23 protein-coding genes are annotated in these 18,195 nt (G+C 40.8%); 11 read left to right on the plus strand and 12 right to left on the minus strand.

The genetic code is table 11. From position 1 onward, the window contains the following. Positions 1–13 precede the first annotated feature (13 nt). Positions 14–820: a crotonase/enoyl-CoA hydratase family protein gene (locus Q4546_RS13330; protein WP_102475359.1), complete on the minus strand. Its 807-nt coding sequence runs from the start codon at positions 818–820 to the stop codon at positions 14–16. 380 nt (positions 821–1,200) lie between these two features. Here Q4546_RS13330 and Q4546_RS13335 point away from each other — a divergent pair, with 380 nt between their 5' ends. After that, the gene (locus Q4546_RS13335) at positions 1,201–2,196 is read left to right on the plus strand and encodes a response regulator (RefSeq protein WP_102436656.1); all 996 of its coding nucleotides are present in this window, start codon (positions 1,201–1,203) and stop codon (positions 2,194–2,196) included. An 88-nt stretch (positions 2,197–2,284) separates the two neighbouring features. Then, positions 2,285–3,244, plus strand: coding sequence for a sensor domain-containing diguanylate cyclase (locus tag Q4546_RS13340; RefSeq protein WP_102436654.1), 960 nt, complete (start codon positions 2,285–2,287; stop codon positions 3,242–3,244). Positions 3,245–3,354: 110 nt separating this feature from the next. On the opposite strand, the gene rraB is transcribed toward Q4546_RS13340, so the two are convergent. The 6 genes from rraB to Q4546_RS13370 form a co-directional block, all read right to left on the minus strand. Next, positions 3,355–3,756 (minus strand): ribonuclease E inhibitor RraB, encoded by a 402-nt coding sequence (gene rraB / locus Q4546_RS13345; RefSeq protein WP_102436652.1) that lies wholly within the window; start codon positions 3,754–3,756, stop codon positions 3,355–3,357. Between the two features lie 57 nt (positions 3,757–3,813). Beyond that, positions 3,814–4,602, minus strand: a complete 789-nt coding sequence (locus Q4546_RS13350; protein WP_102436650.1) for a 1-acylglycerol-3-phosphate O-acyltransferase — start codon at positions 4,600–4,602, stop codon at positions 3,814–3,816. A gap of 218 nt (positions 4,603–4,820) precedes the next feature. Further along, on the minus strand, positions 4,821–5,594 hold the full coding sequence (locus Q4546_RS13355) for a metal ABC transporter permease (RefSeq protein WP_102436648.1): 774 nt from the start codon (positions 5,592–5,594) through the stop codon (positions 4,821–4,823). Positions 5,595–5,598: 4 nt separating this feature from the next. Beyond that, positions 5,599–6,501, minus strand: coding sequence for a metal ABC transporter solute-binding protein, Zn/Mn family (locus Q4546_RS13360; RefSeq protein WP_303446418.1), 903 nt, complete (start codon positions 6,499–6,501; stop codon positions 5,599–5,601). Further along, complete coding sequence (locus Q4546_RS13365; protein ID WP_303446406.1) at positions 6,491–7,690, minus strand: hypothetical protein; 1,200 nt, start codon at positions 7,688–7,690, stop codon at positions 6,491–6,493. Before Q4546_RS13365 ends, Q4546_RS13360 begins: the two co-directional genes overlap by 11 nt. A gap of 85 nt (positions 7,691–7,775) precedes the next feature. Next, positions 7,776–8,015, minus strand: a complete 240-nt coding sequence (locus Q4546_RS13370) for an ABC-type zinc uptake system zinc chaperone (RefSeq protein ID WP_157936424.1) — start codon at positions 8,013–8,015, stop codon at positions 7,776–7,778. A 296-nt stretch (positions 8,016–8,311) separates the two neighbouring features. Here Q4546_RS13370 and Q4546_RS13375 point away from each other — a divergent pair, with 296 nt between their 5' ends. Continuing rightward, positions 8,312–8,437, plus strand: coding sequence for a hypothetical protein (locus Q4546_RS13375; protein ID WP_277869338.1), 126 nt, complete (start codon positions 8,312–8,314; stop codon positions 8,435–8,437). Here the strand turns inward: Q4546_RS13375 and Q4546_RS13380 are convergent. Beyond that, a complete protein-coding gene (locus tag Q4546_RS13380; RefSeq protein WP_303446407.1) occupies positions 8,434–8,751 on the minus strand; it encodes a hypothetical protein in 318 nt (105 codons plus the stop codon). The two genes, Q4546_RS13375 and Q4546_RS13380, sit on opposite strands and share 4 nt — an antisense overlap. 110 nt (positions 8,752–8,861) lie before the next feature. Here Q4546_RS13380 and Q4546_RS13385 point away from each other — a divergent pair, with 110 nt between their 5' ends. After that, positions 8,862–10,487 carry a mechanosensitive ion channel family protein gene (locus tag Q4546_RS13385; RefSeq protein WP_102436640.1) on the plus strand — a complete coding sequence of 542 codons (1,626 nt, stop codon included), beginning with the start codon at positions 8,862–8,864 and terminating at the stop codon, positions 10,485–10,487. 101 nt (positions 10,488–10,588) lie between these two features. On the opposite strand, the gene Q4546_RS13390 is transcribed toward Q4546_RS13385, so the two are convergent. Both Q4546_RS13390 and Q4546_RS13395 read right to left on the minus strand, forming a co-directional pair. Then, a complete protein-coding gene (locus tag Q4546_RS13390) occupies positions 10,589–11,458 on the minus strand; it encodes a MaoC/PaaZ C-terminal domain-containing protein (protein ID WP_241901136.1) in 870 nt (289 codons plus the stop codon). Between the two features lie 141 nt (positions 11,459–11,599). After that, positions 11,600–12,511 carry a TraB/GumN family protein gene (locus Q4546_RS13395; RefSeq protein WP_102475361.1) on the minus strand — a complete coding sequence of 304 codons (912 nt, stop codon included), beginning with the start codon at positions 12,509–12,511 and terminating at the stop codon, positions 11,600–11,602. 50 nt (positions 12,512–12,561) lie between these two features. Between Q4546_RS13395 and Q4546_RS13400 the strand changes: the two genes are divergently transcribed. Then, entirely contained in the window at positions 12,562–12,873 is a 312-nt protein-coding gene (locus tag Q4546_RS13400; protein WP_076540628.1) for a prephenate dehydrogenase, read from the plus strand. Between the two features lie 99 nt (positions 12,874–12,972). Here the strand turns inward: Q4546_RS13400 and Q4546_RS13405 are convergent, their stop codons facing one another. Further along, positions 12,973–13,503: a DUF3016 domain-containing protein gene (locus Q4546_RS13405; RefSeq protein WP_102436634.1), complete on the minus strand. Its 531-nt coding sequence runs from the start codon at positions 13,501–13,503 to the stop codon at positions 12,973–12,975. Positions 13,504–13,860: 357 nt separating this feature from the next. Between Q4546_RS13405 and Q4546_RS13410 the strand changes: the two genes are divergently transcribed. Next, complete coding sequence (locus Q4546_RS13410; protein WP_303446408.1) at positions 13,861–14,196, plus strand: hypothetical protein; 336 nt, start codon at positions 13,861–13,863, stop codon at positions 14,194–14,196. A 94-nt stretch (positions 14,197–14,290) separates the two neighbouring features. On the opposite strand, the gene Q4546_RS13415 is transcribed toward Q4546_RS13410, so the two are convergent. Further along, positions 14,291–14,800 (minus strand): DUF4240 domain-containing protein, encoded by a 510-nt coding sequence (locus tag Q4546_RS13415; protein ID WP_303446409.1) that lies wholly within the window; start codon positions 14,798–14,800, stop codon positions 14,291–14,293. Between the two features lie 103 nt (positions 14,801–14,903). On the opposite strand from Q4546_RS13415, the gene Q4546_RS13420 reads away from it, so the two are divergent. The 5 genes from Q4546_RS13420 (at position 14,904) to Q4546_RS13440 (ending at position 18,149) form a co-directional block, all read left to right on the plus strand. After that, entirely contained in the window at positions 14,904–15,290 is a 387-nt protein-coding gene (locus Q4546_RS13420) for a hypothetical protein (RefSeq protein ID WP_102436628.1), read from the plus strand. 87 nt (positions 15,291–15,377) lie between these two features. Continuing rightward, entirely contained in the window at positions 15,378–16,175 is a 798-nt protein-coding gene (locus Q4546_RS13425) for a response regulator (protein WP_102436626.1), read from the plus strand. A 241-nt stretch (positions 16,176–16,416) separates the two neighbouring features. Further along, positions 16,417–16,689, plus strand: coding sequence for an HU family DNA-binding protein (locus Q4546_RS13430; RefSeq protein WP_102436624.1), 273 nt, complete (start codon positions 16,417–16,419; stop codon positions 16,687–16,689). Positions 16,690–16,978: 289 nt separating this feature from the next. Continuing rightward, positions 16,979–17,668: a TorF family putative porin gene (locus tag Q4546_RS13435; protein ID WP_102436622.1), complete on the plus strand. Its 690-nt coding sequence runs from the start codon at positions 16,979–16,981 to the stop codon at positions 17,666–17,668. A 304-nt stretch (positions 17,669–17,972) separates the two neighbouring features. Then, positions 17,973–18,149 carry a PA3496 family putative envelope integrity protein gene (locus tag Q4546_RS13440; RefSeq protein ID WP_198589379.1) on the plus strand — a complete coding sequence of 59 codons (177 nt, stop codon included), beginning with the start codon at positions 17,973–17,975 and terminating at the stop codon, positions 18,147–18,149. Positions 18,150–18,195: the final 46 nt, after the last annotated feature.

An 18,195-nucleotide genomic window follows, 5' to 3' on the forward strand; every position in this document is an offset into this window, starting at 1 on the left:
GACTCGCTCATTATCACCACCAAGGCTGACGAGACTGATAAGCTTGCTCGGTTTGCTTTATTTCACGATTAGCGGCAATGATACGGTTTTTACCCGCTAACAGGCGAACTTGGCTTAAAGACTCACGACTTAATAACCGCCTTGTTGAGGCTGACCAACTATGATTAATGCTCATTTTAATGGCCGCATTCACATCAGGAGAGCGGGTCATAAACTGCTCGGCAAGCTCAATAGCACGCTGCAATGGCTGTGAACTTTTCTCGGTCACTAAACCAAAATCTAGCGCCTGTGCGGCTGATAGCACTTCTGCGCTATAGGTAATTTTTAAGGCCTTATCTTTGGGCATCACCTGTCTAAGCGCTGCCAGTCCAGCCATATCAGGCACTAAGCCCCATTTTGATTCCATAATAGACAGCTTGGCATCATCACTTGCAATACGAATATCTGCCCCTAGCGCAATTTGCATACCGCCACCAAAACAGCAGCCATCTAATACTGCAATCACAGGGATGGGTAAACGCTGCCAGCCAATAGACACCCGCTGGGCTAAGTTGGCATTACCTGGTAGCCATTTGAACAGCAATTTGGCAATCATGGAGGGGGATTTAGCAATCGCTTTAACATCTAAGCCCGAAGAGAAATTACCATCGGCGCCGGATAATATGACCGCATTAATTTCGCTATCTTTTCTAATATTTTTAATGGTTTTATCAATGGCTTTAAACATTTCATAATTGAGCGCGTTATATTTATCTGGTCGGTTTAGCGTCACAAAAGCAATACCGTTTTGTTTTTTTAACGCCACTAACTTCTTATTCATTGTTCATCCTTAATATAAATAATAACTGGTCAGTCCAGAAGTTACGTTAGCATAAATTGGCTTACTGGCGAATAGTTAAGCTAATTTGATATTCTTCATAAGCTGCTAAAACTACAACAATATATATGTTCCCGCAGGAACAAAAGTGCCGTCAAAATTCAGATTTACTGAATTTAAGAGCATTTTTTCGTTAAACGCCAAAAAATTGTCGATTTTTGGTGCGAAAAGTCAGCAATAAGTTGTAGTATGTTTGCCCATAAAAAGTAACATTACTCATCGACTCATTTTTCTTGTTTAATCGGAGTTCGTTTAAGTGCTCGATCGAGTAATAGCTAATGCATTCAAAATAATAATACCCTGTAAAAGGATCTGCTGTAGCCATGACTATTCCTATTTTAATCTGTGATGACTCAGGATTAGCCAGAAAACAAATGGCGCGAACACTTCCCAAACATTGGGATGTTGAAATCAGTTACGCCACCAATGGTGAAGAAGGCTTGGAGGTGATCCGTCAAGGAAAAGGGGAAATTGTCTTTCTCGACCTTAATATGCCCGTCATGGATGGCTATGAAGTACTAGAAGCCATTCAGCGAGAAGACTTGCCCGCCTTAGTCATTGTGGTCTCTGGTGATATTCAATTAAAAGCCCATGAGCGAGTAAAAGCCCTTGGCGCATTAGATTTTATTCAAAAGCCGGTTAGTGCTGAGTCCATCAGCAATATCTTAGAAGAATACGGCATTTTAACTTTAGCCCTTAAACAATCAACCAATGACACGCCGATGTTTAAAGTTGATTTACGTGACGCTTGCCAAGAAATTGCCAATGTCGCCATGGGCCGCGCTGCCGACTTATTAGCGAAACTACTCGATGTTTTTGTAAAACTGCCAATCCCCAACGTCAATGTTTTAGAAGTCAGCGAACTGACCATGGCACTTAAAGCCACCGAAGAAAGCTCGAAGATTTCTGCATTATGCCAAGGTTTTATTGGCGCTGGGGTTGCTGGTGAGGCGTTATTACTGTTCCATGACTCAAGCTTTGCTGACATGGCTAAACTCATGGGCCACAGTGATCCTGAAGATGCTAACAATGAAATTGAAGTGCTCATTGATACTGGTAATGTGCTTATTGGGGCATTCTTGAATGGCATTTCAGAGCAGCTTGATATGAAATTTAGTCAAGGTCACCCCGTTGTACTTGGTCGCCACTGCACGGTAAATGAGCTTATCCATGACAACTCAGAAAAATGGCAACGCACCCTTGCCATGGAAATCAATTATCAGATTGAAGACCACAATATTCAGTGTGACTTATTACTGTTATTTACGGAAGACTCAATCCCTACATTGAATGCAAAGCTTCACTATATATTTGAATAGATTAAGATAATAATCATATAAACAGTTAGTTAATTGCAATGACTTAACATTGCATATAAAAAGAATAATACAATACGGATGTTAGAGCATGGCTACTGATCAAAGCGCAATGAACGAGCTACACTGGCTTATTGATATGGTACAAACCATTGAAGTTGGCTTGGTGGTGTTAGATCGTGACTACAATATCCAGCTTTGGAATGGTTTCATGGAAAACCATAGCGGTGTGTCACCTAACAGTATTAAAGGTCGCAATCTTTTTGAAGCGTTTAACGATTTACCCTCTGAGTGGCTTAAGCAAAAAATGGAGTCGGTATTTCTACTCAAAAACCGATCTTTCATCAGCTGGGAGCAGCGCCCTTATGTCTTCCAGTTTAAAAATTATCGCCCGATCACTGGCCGCGCTGATTACATGTACCAAAACATTACTTTGCTGCCACTGGCGTCGCTAACGGGTGAAATCACCCATATTAGTATTATCGTTTATGATGTGACTGATATCGCCATCAATAAATTACAGCTAAAATCAGTCAATGAGCAACTAGAAACTCTCAGCCAAACCGACAGCTTAACCCAGTTGTATAATCGCCGTCATTGGCAAGTTTGCTTTGAAAAAGAATACGAGCGCTTTGCCCGTTATGGTGAAAAAGCCAGTATGATAATGATTGATATCGATCATTTTAAAGCCATCAATGATAAATACGGCCACCCTGCAGGTGACAAAGTCATTCAAAGCCTCGCCAACATATTAAAGCAATCATTACGTGAAACTGATTTTGCCGGCCGCTATGGCGGTGAGGAGTTTGCGGTAGTATTAACTTATACCACCGCTGCTGAATCAAAATACTTCACTGAGCGACTGCGTAAAAAAGTCGAAGCCTCGCAAGTGGTTTATAACAATCAAATCATTAAAATGACCATCAGTATTGGCGTTAATGATTTATCCTCTGCCACCACTAGCAGTGTAAGTTGGTTATCTGGCGCCGATAAAGCTTTATATCAATCGAAAGAAAATGGCCGTAATCAAACCACGGTATTTGAAAAATAACCTGCAGAGGTTCATTTTATCCCCACCGCGATAAGCCATTAAAAAGCCCACAATTGAGTGGGCTTATTTATTAAACGAGTGACGCTAGTTAAGCGATAGTCGTTAATGATTTAGAAACCGTCGTCATCTTGGTCTTCATCTTCATCAAGCTCTTCTTCGTCACCAATAAAGAAGGTGCCCCAGCCGTCATAATCAACTTTTTGCTTGGCAGCAAGCAGCATTAACTGCTCGCATGCTTTATCAAGTAACGATGCTTCAAGAGCATGATTGGCGATAGCATCAAAGCAAATAATGGTTGAGCCATCTTCAAGCTCCATCTCTTCAGCGTCGTTAACTTCAAAACCTAATTTGAAAGCATCAACTGCGGCTTTTTCTAAACGATCAAAGTTAGTCGAAGAGAAATGATGCTCGATAGTATATTCAGCATCAGCTTGTGAACCATCATCAAGCAGCGCCTGAATAATTTCACGGTTCTCGGCAAATTGCTCTTTAAGTTGAGCTTCAATAGACATGGATTCTCTCCGTTAACAAATTTAAATACGCTATAGGGCTAATTATACGTGATAAAGCTACTGAGGTTTAGCCATTAATAGCGATGCTTCTTGATTTAATTCAGCTAAACGCTGTGACATCACTTGATGCACCTTAGCACAAAGCTTTTTCGCATCGGCTTTATCCACGTTTGCGGTCGACATAGGTGCCATCATTTCGACAATGACCACACCATTATTCCACTTGTTAAGTTTAATATGATTTTGGCAAGATGCTAATACTGGCACAATTGACGCTTTGGCGGCGATAGCAGTATGGAATGCCCCGACTTTAAACGGCAGTAGACCGCGCCCTCTAGAGCGTGTCCCCTCAGGGAAAATCCATACAGATAACAGTTTTTCTCTCATTCTCTTAACAGTCTTGGCCATAGTATCAAAGGCACTATGACGGTTTTTACGGTCAATCAGAATATTGCCTGATAGCCAATAAATCTGCCCAAATAATGGCATCCAAGCTAAGCTTTTTTTACCTAAACTCACCGTGGCTTCCGGCACTGCAGAGGTATGGGTAAATAAATCAAAATTATTTTGATGATTCGCTAAATAGATCTTAGGTTGCTTAAGGCTTGCTTCGGTTTCAGTGTCAGTACCAGCGTTAGCCTCAGCGCCAGTGTCTACTTGAGGGTTAATCACCGCGTTACGGGTAATCACTTTAATCCCTAAAATAGGAGCAACAGATGAAAATAGTTTAGCAATCACATGGACATTATCACGATGCATAGGTCTAACAATACAAAGGATGATTGCGAAAAAAAACGCCAGTGTTAGTAACACTGCTAGAATAATTGAACGAGCAATTAACAGCACAGCAGACTCCTACAAATAAAGTGGCGACAGTATAGCCAGCACATCTGCTGGACTCAATAGCTTAAGTTAATTTCGGTGTACAAATGTAAGCTTAAAGTAGTTATACCAAGCGGATTAATGCTCTGAATAGCTCAGATAATTAATATGCTTGGCATTATACACTGCTAAAAGTGAATTAATGATGCCTTAAACATTAACGCATCATTAATTCTGCAGCGTTACATTTCAGCCTTATTAGAACGATTACTGAGCAGTAAACGCATTAACACAGCACTGACCGCTAATGCCGCAACAATGGCTGCGCCACTAGGTAAGTCATAACTAGCCGAAAGTATAAGCCCTGCTAGGTAACCAACAAATCCCACCACATAAGCCAGCAGCAAGGTATATTTACCCACATACTGATTTAACGCTAACGCTGGCAAAATTAAGGTGCTGAAAACAAGATAAACACCCACTAATTCAACCGATAGTGTAATCACTATGGCAAATAGAAAGTAAAAACCTGCGCCTTCGAGGATCTGAGGCTTCAATGCAATTAAAGCGAGGATCGCTACTGACACCAAAGCCGGCAGCACAAGCTGCGACCAATTTACCCACAATATCTGCCCCGACATTAGCTGCTTTAACAGCTCTGCGCCATGGGGATCATTAGACAATAACAACATTGCCCCAACCGCGCTAAGCACATAAAAACAACCAATAAAGGCTTCTAATTCATCGGCAAAACGCTTGGATAACCAAGCAATAAGCCCAGCGCCGCCCAAGGCAAATATGGCAGGCATCCACACATGAGAATAAGGAATATCTTCAATTCTATGATCCATATGAGCCACAATAGCCCCCAGCGCAGCCACTTGGGCAATCGCTAAGTCGATGAAAATAATACCGCGTTTAAGTACTTGTCGACCTAACACCACATGGGTAGACAAAATGATGATTCCGGCAATAAATGCCGGAAACAAAATCAATAGCAGCTCGATATCTAGCATAGGCTTATTGCGCCTCAGTTAATAACGTCAGTACGCTGTCATATAAGCTAATCAAATCCTGACTTTGACTGTTGCCACCTACTGACATTGGCAAAATCACCACAGGCAAATCAGTGCGCTCACCTAACCAATGTGCGCCACGCTCATCCTGATATGAGGCCACTATCACCGCCATCACATCACCTTGTTGGCTGCGACTTACAAGTTTAGCTAAATGGCTACTACTGGGTGGGATGCCCGGCTTCGGCTCAAGATCTGCCACTTGCTCCATGCCGAGCCAGTTAAACAAATATCGAAAGCTTGAGTGGTAAGCAATGACCTTTTTGCCCTTCAGCGATTGCGCTTGCGCTTCCCAGCGCGGAATAGCTTGCTGCCACTGCTCAGTAAACTCAGTTAATGCAACTTGATACTCAGCACTTGAGTTAGGATCTAACTCAATCATTTTCGCTGATAACGCCTGCGCCACTTTAACGAACTTTCTAGGGTCAAAATGTAAATGCGGATTACCTTTGGCATGGACATCACCCATAGAGCGATCCACTTGCTCAAGTTGATCTAAGGTCTCGATATGATCCGCGGCATAAAAAAGCCCAGTATCAGTTGAAAGCACTTTGTTGTTTGAGGCTTTCATCTGCAACATTGGCAACCAACCAATTTCGAGATCGGCGCCAGCACACACCACTAAGTCAGCTTGACGCATTTTAGCAATTAAGCTTGGACGCGCTTGCACTTGATGTGGATCTTGCTGCGCACTCGTGGCTGAATAGACTTTAGCATCAGGAGCTAATGCCTTTGCTAATGCGCCATACTCAGGCTCACAAGCAAATACATTAAGCGCTGCATTTGCAGAACTCGTTAACAAGCTGGCAAATATGCCAGCTGCTAATATTAGTTTTTTAGAATTGATGCGCACCGTGAGCTCCTAATGACATAACATATTGTAGAGTAATGATATTATCGTCTTCAAAACCATCAAAGTTGGTGCCTTTCTGGTTAGTATATTGTAGACGTACGGTGGAGAAATGGCTCTGATGCCACGCCAAACTTAATTCGGTTTCTTTTAGCTTTTGTGGGTCTAAGTGATCGCCGTGGGCTTCAAAGCTATCCACTTCACCATAACGTAAACCAGCAGACCAATTTGGCGAGAACTGATACACGCCACTTAAGTACCAACCTTGATGGTAATCGTCATGGCCTTCAGCACTGAGTATCTCATGTTCATCTTCATGATCTTCTTCAAATGAGAAAATATCAGTTACCCGGAAGTACTCGCCGCTAACAGTTAAGTGTTGGTATTTGTAATTACCATTTGGTGCCCACTTGTAGACAAAGTCTGCAATATAGGTATTTTCACCAGTATAGGCTGCGCTATGGCTATGACCTTCATGGTCGTGATCGTCATCAACATGGGGCTCATGCTCATCTTCTAGATAAGTTTTACCATTTTCATTACGTAAGTAACTTAAACCCACTTGCCAAGAACTCGAGATACCAATATCACCGCCAAACTTGGTGAATGCCGAATACACCCCTACTGAACTAAAGTCACGTTCGTCATGCTCATCTTCAGCGCGCATTTTTTTACCACTAAAGGCTTCAACACCCATCGTCCAATACAAATCTGTCGGCGCTACATAAGTTAATCTGACACCATCATCAAAGTAATGCCCGCCCATAAAGGCGCGATAAACCCCAGGACGATCAGCAAAAGCGTCGGTATGAATGTGCTGATTATTTAAATAACCCACATCAGACAAGAAACGACCAGCGCGAATACCAAAACCGCCAGGCATACCCATGGTTTGAATAAAGGCTTCTTCAAGCTCAAGTTCAGTTTCGCCGTCATGCACTTCTAATATCGCAGTGACTTTACCGTAGAACATATCATCGATATTAGCGCTGATAGCAAATTCAGTTTCACCCAAACCAAAGCCTTCACTTCTGCCACCTAAACCACGATCACCTGATTGATAAAAACCATCTAACACCGCACTGATATTAGGATTGGTTAAGCTTGAATCTTCTGCAAAAACAGAGCTTGAAGAAAAGGCACACGCGATTGCGACTGCTGACAGTCGTTTATTTGAACTAAACATAAAATCTCCAAAATACAACAAACACCCGGCTATTTTACTTAATAGTCGGGAAATATAATTTATAATTATTAATTAAACTGTTGAATTAAATAAAGATTGGCGGTGCGCGGCTATGGTAATAAGCCTGATGTGAACTAAGAGATTCTGAATTGGCTAACGGTGTGAGTTCATACTCTTGACGTACAACCGGAATGCTAAATTCAATACTTGGAAGGGTTTTGTGAACCTGATGCTTATGAAAACATAAGCTGCAGTGAGTGTTAATGCTTTCATGTTTATGAACAGATTCGTGAGCGGATGCGGCAAAAGACAATAATACGAGCATGGCGCAAAGCCACATCGCAATATTTCGTCTTATGTGCAAAGCAAATCTCACTTAACTAGTCTCATCCATTAAATCATATCAGCGAATACCCAGTAACAATGGCTGCTATTCTTATAAATTAAAACTAAAAAATCAACTACAAGTTTGTTACAAATCACTTCTACTGAAAATTTGTGATCAACAAGGGCGCTTTAACCCTCTCAACATTATGCTATTTTAAGATTAGTTTAAGCTGAAAAGGCTAATATATTTACTATAAATACCAATTTAATCTGCCAATGACAGAGGAATTATCTATGATGAATTTATTAAAAGACAATGTGGGCATTATTTTAACAATGGTGATCATCGGTGTTGTAGTTCTTGGCGGTATTTACTACGTTGAAACATCACTAGAAAATCAAGTTCAAGTAGTAGATTAATTTGTTTGAGAGCCCTCTTCAGGCACTTCAATAACCAATAAATGATCCATTAAATGCGTTACCCCTGTAAGGATCAGCGACAGCATGATTACGGGGGTAATGATATTGGCTAATCCTGCCACAAAATAGCCTGTCAGCCCCGCACCTACCGCAGTATAAAAGCCAAGTATTTTTAACATCGTAAGATAACGATGGCGACCAAGCCAAGCCTGGCAGTGATAGCACTGAATATGCGATGAGAACCCCTTACCTCGAGTTCCACTGATCTTACTAATCGACATAGGCTTGTGACAATGTGCGCATTGCAGTGCCATGATGAGCAACCTGTAGCTGAAAATAAAAAGTGCGTTAGTCTAGCAAATTATCGTCAAACTTCCTTCAATAACTTATGATAAAGTCATTATCAATATACAGGACGTTTATCATGCCTAGAATCTTGCTTATCTTATGTTGTTTCGTCAGCTTAATGAGCTTTTCACAAAGCAGTGTTGCAGCGCCAGCTGACCCTGCAACCATTAATAAAATAGCCCAACTACAACAACGCATTGATGCCGATGTAAGCTACCTTAAAACCGCAAAAGGTGAATTAAAAGCAATCAGTGAATTCCGCATTCTAAATAAAAACAATCAACTACGAGAAAAATTAGATTCATTAGTTAATCAAGAAAACCCGGATTTAGCCTATCTCACCCCGCAAATACAGCAACAATTGGGCTTTTTAGATAATGTCGGTAAATATTTAGATGATGACATCACAGCCCTGAAACTGGCATTAGATGACGAAAATCAGACTCAAACAATGAAAGCGGTTATTGATCGTGAAGCCGACAGGGATCTTTACTTACAGGCTGAACTACAAACAATCAATTGGGCCAACACCTTAAATATTAATGTCGACAGTGCCAAAACAGCATTAACCAATGAGCTAACCCTGCGGGCTGACTATCTTGAAAGTATCGTCAACTATACCCAAAACCAACTTAAACAAGCGATTAGTGACGCATCAACTGCTGGCGCTGATATCACTGCCGAGCAAAAATCCAAAGTTATTGAACTCAAAGAGCGATTATCACAGCACAGCAGCAGTTTAAGTATTGCCGCCGATATGCTTGATGACTTAGGCCAAGACACTGCGCAAATTAAGCAAACGCTATTTAGTGTTTCAGGGGATATTACTCAAGATGTTTTAAACTTTGATGTAGCGTCAAGTTTACTGAATGACTGGATGGATATAGCTAAAAATCAAGCGCTGGAAAATGGCACAGGGCTTACCTTTAAAGTGGTTATCTTCATCATCATTTTATTTTTAACCAGCTTAGTGTCTAAATTAGTTAAAAAAGTGGTTCGCAAAGCAGTTAATTCTTCCCAGCTTAATTTCAGCATGCTATTGCAAGATTTCTTCACCTCTATTTCTGGTAACGTCATCTTCGCGTTAGGTTTGCTTATCGCACTATCACAACTTGGCTTTGAATTAGCACCACTGCTGGCAGGTTTTGGTATCGCTGGTGTGATTATCGGTTTTGCCTTGCAAGATACCTTATCTAACTTTGCCTCAGGAATGATGATTTTAATCTACCGCCCTTACGATGTCGGTGACTTAATCAATGCTGCAGGTGTTACGGGGCGTGTTAGCCATATGAGCTTAGTCTCTACCACAGTGAAAACCTTAGATAACCAACGCTTGATTATTCCTAATAATAAGATTTGGGGCGATACCATCAATAACATCACCGCCGAGCAAGAACGTCGTGTGGATATGACCTTTGGCATTGGCTATGGCGATGATATTCCTAAAGCGGAAAAAATCTTAACCGATATTGTTATGGCTCACCCAAAAGTGAAAAAGTTTCCAGAGCCGACGATTAAGTTACATACACTCGGTGAATCGTCAGTAGACTTTGTGGTTCGCCCTTGGGCAAATCCAGTGGATTACTGGGAAGTCTATTGGGATATTACTCGTGAAGTGAAAATGCAGTTTGATGCCCAAGGCGTCAGTATTCCATTCCCACAACGAGATGTGCATATTTATCATGAAAAGGCGGCAGACTAAGCTGTGACAAGTTAATCTAATAGCCTTAAAATACTAAAAAGCCCGCTGCAATTTCTTGCTGCGGGCTTTTTTGTTATGCATTTACCGATAACGCTAGGGTATCAATCTAAGTACGACATGGTACCCATTAGATGTGGTCTGCGGCCTTTAATATCACGCATTTCAAAACGCTTACCATTTTCTATGCTTTCAAAAGCAAAGGTGACATCCGAAGGCATAAATACTGGCAACTTAAACTCTACGTCCACCTTAAATGGTCTATCACCAATAAATTGCATCAACCCAGCAAGTGAACGGGCTTTAGACCACATTCCATGGGCTAAAACACGATCAAAACCAAAACGCTTAGACACCATTGGGTGCAGGTGGATCAGGTTATAATCACCTGAGGCTTTGGCATACTGACGGCCTAAATTTTCAGCTAATGACCAGGTATTGACGTCTTCCCACACCATATCAGAAGCTCGCGGTGGTCTTGCTCTGCGGCCTTTAGACTCAATACGGTATAGGTAAGTTGATAAGGCTTGCCACACGAGTTCATCACCAACATAGACTTTAGATTCTAGTTCAAATTCAAGTCCTGCATCCGTGGTTTGGCTAGTAATAAGGTTGCACTCAACCTTAAAAACCTCATCAGCGTTAATAGGCCGATACAAGCTAATGCTATTTTTAAGATGGATCATCCCCAATAAAGGAAAGGTAATCGCTTTATGGGTAAAAATGGTGGCATGTAATCTAAATGCAAGCACGTACAAAAATGTTGGCGGTAACACTTTGCCATCATAATCAAACTGACATACCTCAGCATATTGACGAATTTTCTTATCTGATAATCTAATGCCATCCGTCTGTACATGGATCTTTGGTAAAGGTTGCTGATCCCAACCAGGCTTACGCGATAATAATATTTTGCGGTATAAAGACAACAACGACGGCATTGACGTTAATGCTATAGAGTAATCGTTACTCAAGTGGCTTACCTTTTTATACGGTGAAATTACTGTGCAAAATAACGGTATTTCTCCGTTTCACACTACTCACAAATGCTTTAATGCGCGCATTATACTACAGTGTAAAAATACCGCACAGCCCCAAAGTTTACTCACTGGCGTTTATAAACACTGGGCATGCCAACAATCTGTTACCTCAGCCCCTGTTTGCTTTAATATCATCGGCATCGATTGGCGGCCCACCAAGTGGCCTGCACCGACAATGATAAACAGCTGCTGATAATTGCCTTCGTTTAATAGCGCTATGGTGCGCTGACTCATTTGCTGATTCCGCTGCCACAGCAGTTTTTCAACTAATTCTTTGGCTACATCATCGCTTTGATGCTCCATGATATCGGCAAGTTTTTGTTTATCTCCACCGCGCCAAGCGGCCACCATTTCCAGCATTTCTTCATCACTTGTCTCAACCGCTTCATCTAACATTTGCCGTTGCGTTTGCTGACTAAAAGATGAAATCAACTCAAACTGGTAGGCCACACTTTCAAGCTCTAACAAAGTGCGCCCTTGATTTTTAGCTACAAAAGTCACATCCACCCCTTCTTCAGCGCTAAACCCTAACTGACTGAAACGCACTAATGCTACTTGCGCAGCCTGAAGCCATGGCGCTAAAGGCGATAATCCCTGACAAACCGCTAAATTGAGTTTACAAAAAGCTGGATAAGCCTGCCCTAAATCGACGCTGCTTGCTGGAGTTGCTAGGCCATATTGACCTAATAGTTGTTGAGTATCGGCTTTAGTCACATCCGCTTCAATTACCAATGCATCAGCCTGAGAAAAAGCCTGCTCAATAACCGGTGCCATCGGGTAAAAATCAGCTTTGCCCACATGAATTGAGCCTAATATGAATGCCTGTTTACCTTGATAAGTGACTTTATAAAAAGGCGGCGTGTCGGTTTCAGCTGCAGTCGCTAAACCACAGCTTAAAATAGCGACGATTAACAAACTCAAATAAGCAGAGCAACGCTTTGTTGCAGCAAACGTTAATTTAAAATCCATTAGACTTGTTAGTCCCATAGCAGACCCTTATAATTTAGCTTAATTTGAAGATGTTGAATGAGGCTATCATGCCGTATACCAAAGTTATCCAGCAAATAAAAGAAAGCCTGCAAACAGGATACCGTCAAGCCATTGATGCCGATAAAAGACTCGATGAATTACACCAAGTCGGCCACGGTAAGTTTGTAGCAATTTTTACCGAAGAACAAGGCTTTAGCCAAAGTAGTAACCGCTTCTTGCCTTATGTACAAGAATTAGCTGACGAGTTAGATGAGATCCAAGAACTCAGACATATTCCGCCTGAAACCTTAGAGGCTTATGTGAAAAAGCTCGGTGCTTTGCTGCAAACCTTGCACTTATTCAAACAGAACACCAAATAGCTGACACCAGCACTTAGTGATGTTTAGGCACAAAAAAGCGGCTTATCAATAAGCCGCTTTAGATTTTAAATATAACATAAACTACTGAATCATAGATATTTATAACTTAGGTGCTACGGTTTTCTTTAACCAATCTTCAAGCATTTTAGTCTCATACTCAAACGGCTTTTGATTACGGGTTGAATGGGTGCCATACATAAAGTTCATATCAACTAACTTTTCATCACCGGCCATAATCACTTGCTCACCTTCAGTGATGCTGTAGCTAAAGGTCATACGTGGTGGGTATAAGTCTTTTACAATCCGCAGTTCACTAGCGGAGGTCGCGCCAAATGTTGGCCGCAGATCACCGGCTAAATCCACATCAGAAACCACCATCTCAAGTTTCTGCTCTGGTTTTAAAATCTTTTCAGCTTCTTTGTTGATATTTTTAGTCATAGTGTCGAAAAAGCGCTGCTGAAAACGAGATTTCACTTCATTGGCCGTTTTTAAATCTCGGTACTTTTTAGGTTCTTGCCATTGAATTTTAACCACACCGTCTTCAGTCACTGGGTTGACCACGACTTCGTCCTTAGCTGCAGCAACATTACATACCAATGCACCTGCTAATAGTAAATATTTCATTTTCATCATTTTCCCCTAGCTATGAACCTAGTGTTTAAAAAATCAACAATTCTATACTTGTCGGATTATACAAGCAGTTACCTGAATATAAGCTTAACCTACTCTAGCAATACTTGCTGAAACAACATTTGATAGAGATTAATACCGACCAACCCAAAATCTGCTCAAATAACAAACTAACTGTTCAGTAATCATTCAGTAAAAATAGGTTAATGTGTCTCTCAACAAGTACTAGCGCCTTATTTCCCTTAACAATATCAAGGTGAATATCGCGAAAGACTGACCAACGAATAAAATTTGGACATATATATCGCTCAAGGATTCAGCGCTAATAGCAATTAACGTATCAATACTGGAGTTAATATGAATAACATCGAAACCAATACAGCAATCGGCACAACTACCAGCAATAAGATGATTAAGCCTATCGCTCTCGCAGCGACAGTTTTTATCGCCATGCTGGTGTCATCTTCAAGCTTTGCCCATCAATTTGATATCGATTCAAAAGGCGCCGAAGCGATAAAACAACACCAGCAATTAATGAACCAGCATATACAAGTCGCTGAGCAAGAGTTTAATGCTGAATTAGAGAAAAACCTTGATCAGCAGTTACAAACCGCTGCACACAAGTTTATGACTCAAGCCTGCACTAAATACGGTTTAGAGTTTGATACTCAATCAGAAACTTGCAGTAGCTAAGTCTGCCGATTGACAGGCTTACATCTCAATTACACTAAAAATGCAGCTATAAAGCTGCATTTTTTGTGGATGCTTAATTAACTTTCAGCGATATTTAAAATGGAAAACGCTGGCTTAATAAAGGATAGTTTTTACGGAGATCTTTTTTCTTGGTACTGAACTTTTTACCTTGAGGAGTATGCTGACCAGAGGGTACAAAAGGCAGCTCTTCACCGCAGCGGTCTTCATAGATTTTTCCGGCAATCAAATCATAATCTTCAATAAAGGGATAAGCATAGTCATCTTTTGTTGGCCATAACTCAAGCTCGCCCAAACAGTCGGGGTTAGCAATAATCTTGTTATACCAGGTCTCACCTAAGGATAAAATAAACCCTCGAAACTCCACAAAGCCATAATCTGAATCACAGCCAGTAACAATGTAAGCTGCGCCCCAAGTATCCCAGCGGTAACTGCGGCGCATTTGTTGGCCAAATATCTTATCAAAAGCCGCTAAGTCAGCATCATCGAGCGCCGACAATTTTTCCACTAATTGATCATGGCACGCTTGCTCTGATTGCTCAGGATGGCTACGGGTCACCAAAGACCAAAATTCCGCCTCAGTCATTACTTATCCTAATTTCTTAAAAAACGTTTTCACAAACTATCTCTACTCACGCTATTCTACACCACATGACCACTCACATAGTTCCAATAATGATAATAATACTATGAATAAACCACCGTTAAGATTAACCCTATTAATTGCATTGTACGTGTTACTGTCTATTGTGGCCCTTTGGCGCTCTTATAGCATTCAAAGTATAGATTTATTCAGTATCGGCGTTATCCCTGTGTTGGTTGGCTTATTAATGCGAACACACTGGGCCAGCATTGCCTTAAAGGTATATTTAGCCATTCAAACCTTAGCGATATTAGCACTGTCTACCACTGCTATTATCGCCTATCAAATCACTCCTGAAGATGTAAAAGTGGTGTTCAATGGCTTTAATATCCCTATTCCTGCCATTGCTGCGGTACTATTTTCACTGCTGGTGTTTCAATACTGGGTGGCATTTTGTAAAGAAACAGCGATTTATTTGAAGCCCAAAAGTTAACAAAGGCGCCCTGCTGACTATATTCATCCCTTAGCATAAGTTAACATGCGCCCATAAAACTCAGATCGAATAATAAGAAGCTATATAATGAGCCATTTATCGCCCAGTGAATTATCCATTTTGTTAGTTGAACCATCTGATGTTCAGAGAAAAATAATTATTTCACGCCTGCAACAAGAAGGCGTACATAGCATACAAACCGCCGCTAATCTTGCTCAAGCTAAAGAGATTATTGTTCGACACACGCCAGATCTCATTGTCAGCGCTTTACACTTTACTGACGGTGAAGCGACTGAACTACTCAGTTTTATTAAACAAAACTCTGACTATCAAGATATTCAATTTATGTTGGTATCCAGTGAATGTCGCCGTGAGCAACTGGAAATATTTAGGCAATCTGGAGCCGTCGCGATTTTACCTAAGCCTTTCGATGCCGATCATTTGGCCACAGCACTGAATTCCACTATTGATTTAATCAGTAATGACGAACTGGACCTAAGCCATTTTGATGTTCAGGATATTCGCACTTTAGTGGTTGATGATAGCCGCATGGCGCGAAACATTATCAAACGAACTATTACTAATTTAGGTATTCGGATGATAAGCGAGGCAACTGATGGCGCTGAAGCTATCGAATTAATGCAACAGCAAATGTTTGATTTAGTAATCACCGATTACAATATGCCAAGTGTTGATGGACTGGCATTGACCCAATATATACGCCACCAAAGCCAGCAGTCTCATGTGCCGATTTTGATGGTGTCATCAGAAGCTAACGATACCCACCTAAGCAACGTATCAAGCGCAGGTGTTAATGCGCTATGTGATAAACCCTTTGAACCTAAGTTAGTGAAGCAACTCCTGTATCAACTGTTAGAAGATTGATAGCTAACAAATTTTTGTAGGCCAAAGTTCAAAATGAGCAGCAACAAATCAATAAACTTGATAAAAACGGCAGAAGCAGTTAATTCACTCAGCCGAGTTTAAGCTAACTAGATCACTAAAAAGTTACTTATTTGCAATATAGCAGCACATTTATCAGATAAAATGCTTTCAAAGCCTTATGGCTTATGGCATGTTAATCTAGTTCTAAATAAATACATCTATGGAAAGCAGAGAATACAACATGAACAAAAGTGAATTAATTGCAAAAATTGCAGAAAATGCTGAGTTAACAAAAGCTGAAGCGGGTCGTGCACTAAAGTCTTTTGAAGAAGCGGTAACTGAAGCCATGAAAAACGGCGACAAGATTTCTATCGTAGGTTTTGGTTCTTTCGAAACATCAGTTCGTGCTGCACGTACAGGTCGTAACCCACAAACCGGCCAAGAGATCCAAATTGCTGAAGCAACAGTACCTAAGTTTAAAGCAGGTAAAACGCTAAAAAATAGTGTTAACTAAAAACCGCTAAAACGATAAAACCTCCTTTTTTGGAGGTTTTTTTATGTCTTTTTTTTGCATAAATAAGTAAAAACAACACTTAAACTGCACAATTAAAGTGCAACTACGCATCATTAGGTGGCAACATAAATGCAACATAAATGTGCAGTAATTTTTAAGCTATTGATTAATTTAACTTTATAAACATGGCACATCATTAGCAACACGTACCTCAGATAAAACAACATTTAGCGTCGACCCGACTTTATGCAAGATGCTAATTGAATAATAAAACTTTGAGGGAATGAAAATGAAAAAATCTCTGTATCAAGCTATTGCGCTATCAACAGGTTTACTTTTAAGCACTACAGCTTTAGCTGAAGTCACGGGTAATATTGGCGCGACGTCAGACTATATTTGGCGTGGTGTGTCACAAACTAGTGGTGCTGCGGTTCAGGGGGGCATTGATTATGGCCATGAGTCAGGTTTCTATGTCGGTGGTTGGGCATCAAATGTAGATTTTGGTGACGGCACCTCTTATGAGCTTGATGTGTATGCCGGTTTCGGTGGTGACATTACAGAAGACTTAAGCTACGACATTAACTACCTTTATTACGCTTACCCAGATTCACCGGGCAGTGTTGATTTTGGTGAAGTAACAGTTGGTCTCGCGTGGAAATGGTTAGATGTCGCATACTCTTACACAGTCAATGGCGGTGATGATATTGCTGAAAGCCCATTAGATTCAAAAGATATGATGTATGCTCAAGCTAACCTGACTTTCCCATTAACTGAAAAAGTGTCACTGGGTTTCCATTATGGTTACTCAAACGGTGATGTAATCACTAGCTGGTACGGCACTGATAGCTATTCTGAGTACAACGTATCACTAAGCACTGATACTGATTTCGGTACTATCTCGTTCATGGCAACAGATACTGATTTAGAAGATGATGATGCTAAAATTGTTCTTGGTTACTCATATAGCTTCGATCTATAACCATCAAAAGTATTAAATGATGTTAGCTATTTAATCTAAATTATTAAAAAATCAAAAAACGTCACCTTAGGGTGGCGTTTTTTATTGCTCTGAGCCTCAAAATCCTCACCACAGAAGTGCGCATTTTTTTTATTAGCTGCTACATTCAAATTATGAGGTTATTTTTCTGCTGCCTAGCAAATTATTGCTCAGCAATAAAGTAGCAATATTGTGCTCACGGTTTCAAGCCGTTCAGGCTGTGATTACCGTTTATGTAAAGCCATTAATTATGCTTTACGAGTACCACCCATGTGAGGATAAAGTGATGGCTAATATTACTGAGACTATCCCAAATGATACTGAAATCGAGGCAATGGTTTCACCAAAAAATCAACGCTCCGCTGAAATTATTGAACGTAAAAGGCAGGTTAAACGCCGCTTAGATGATTATCTAGAACAAGCTGAATTGCGAAAAAGCTTAGGGGAAGATGACTTCTTTTAACCCAGTTCCTTGTCTGGGCTCATCAGGCCAATAGTTTTTATAAGCT

Source organism: Shewanella sp. 4_MG-2023 (assembly GCF_030548015.1).
Lineage (GTDB): Bacteria > Pseudomonadota > Gammaproteobacteria > Enterobacterales > Shewanellaceae > Shewanella.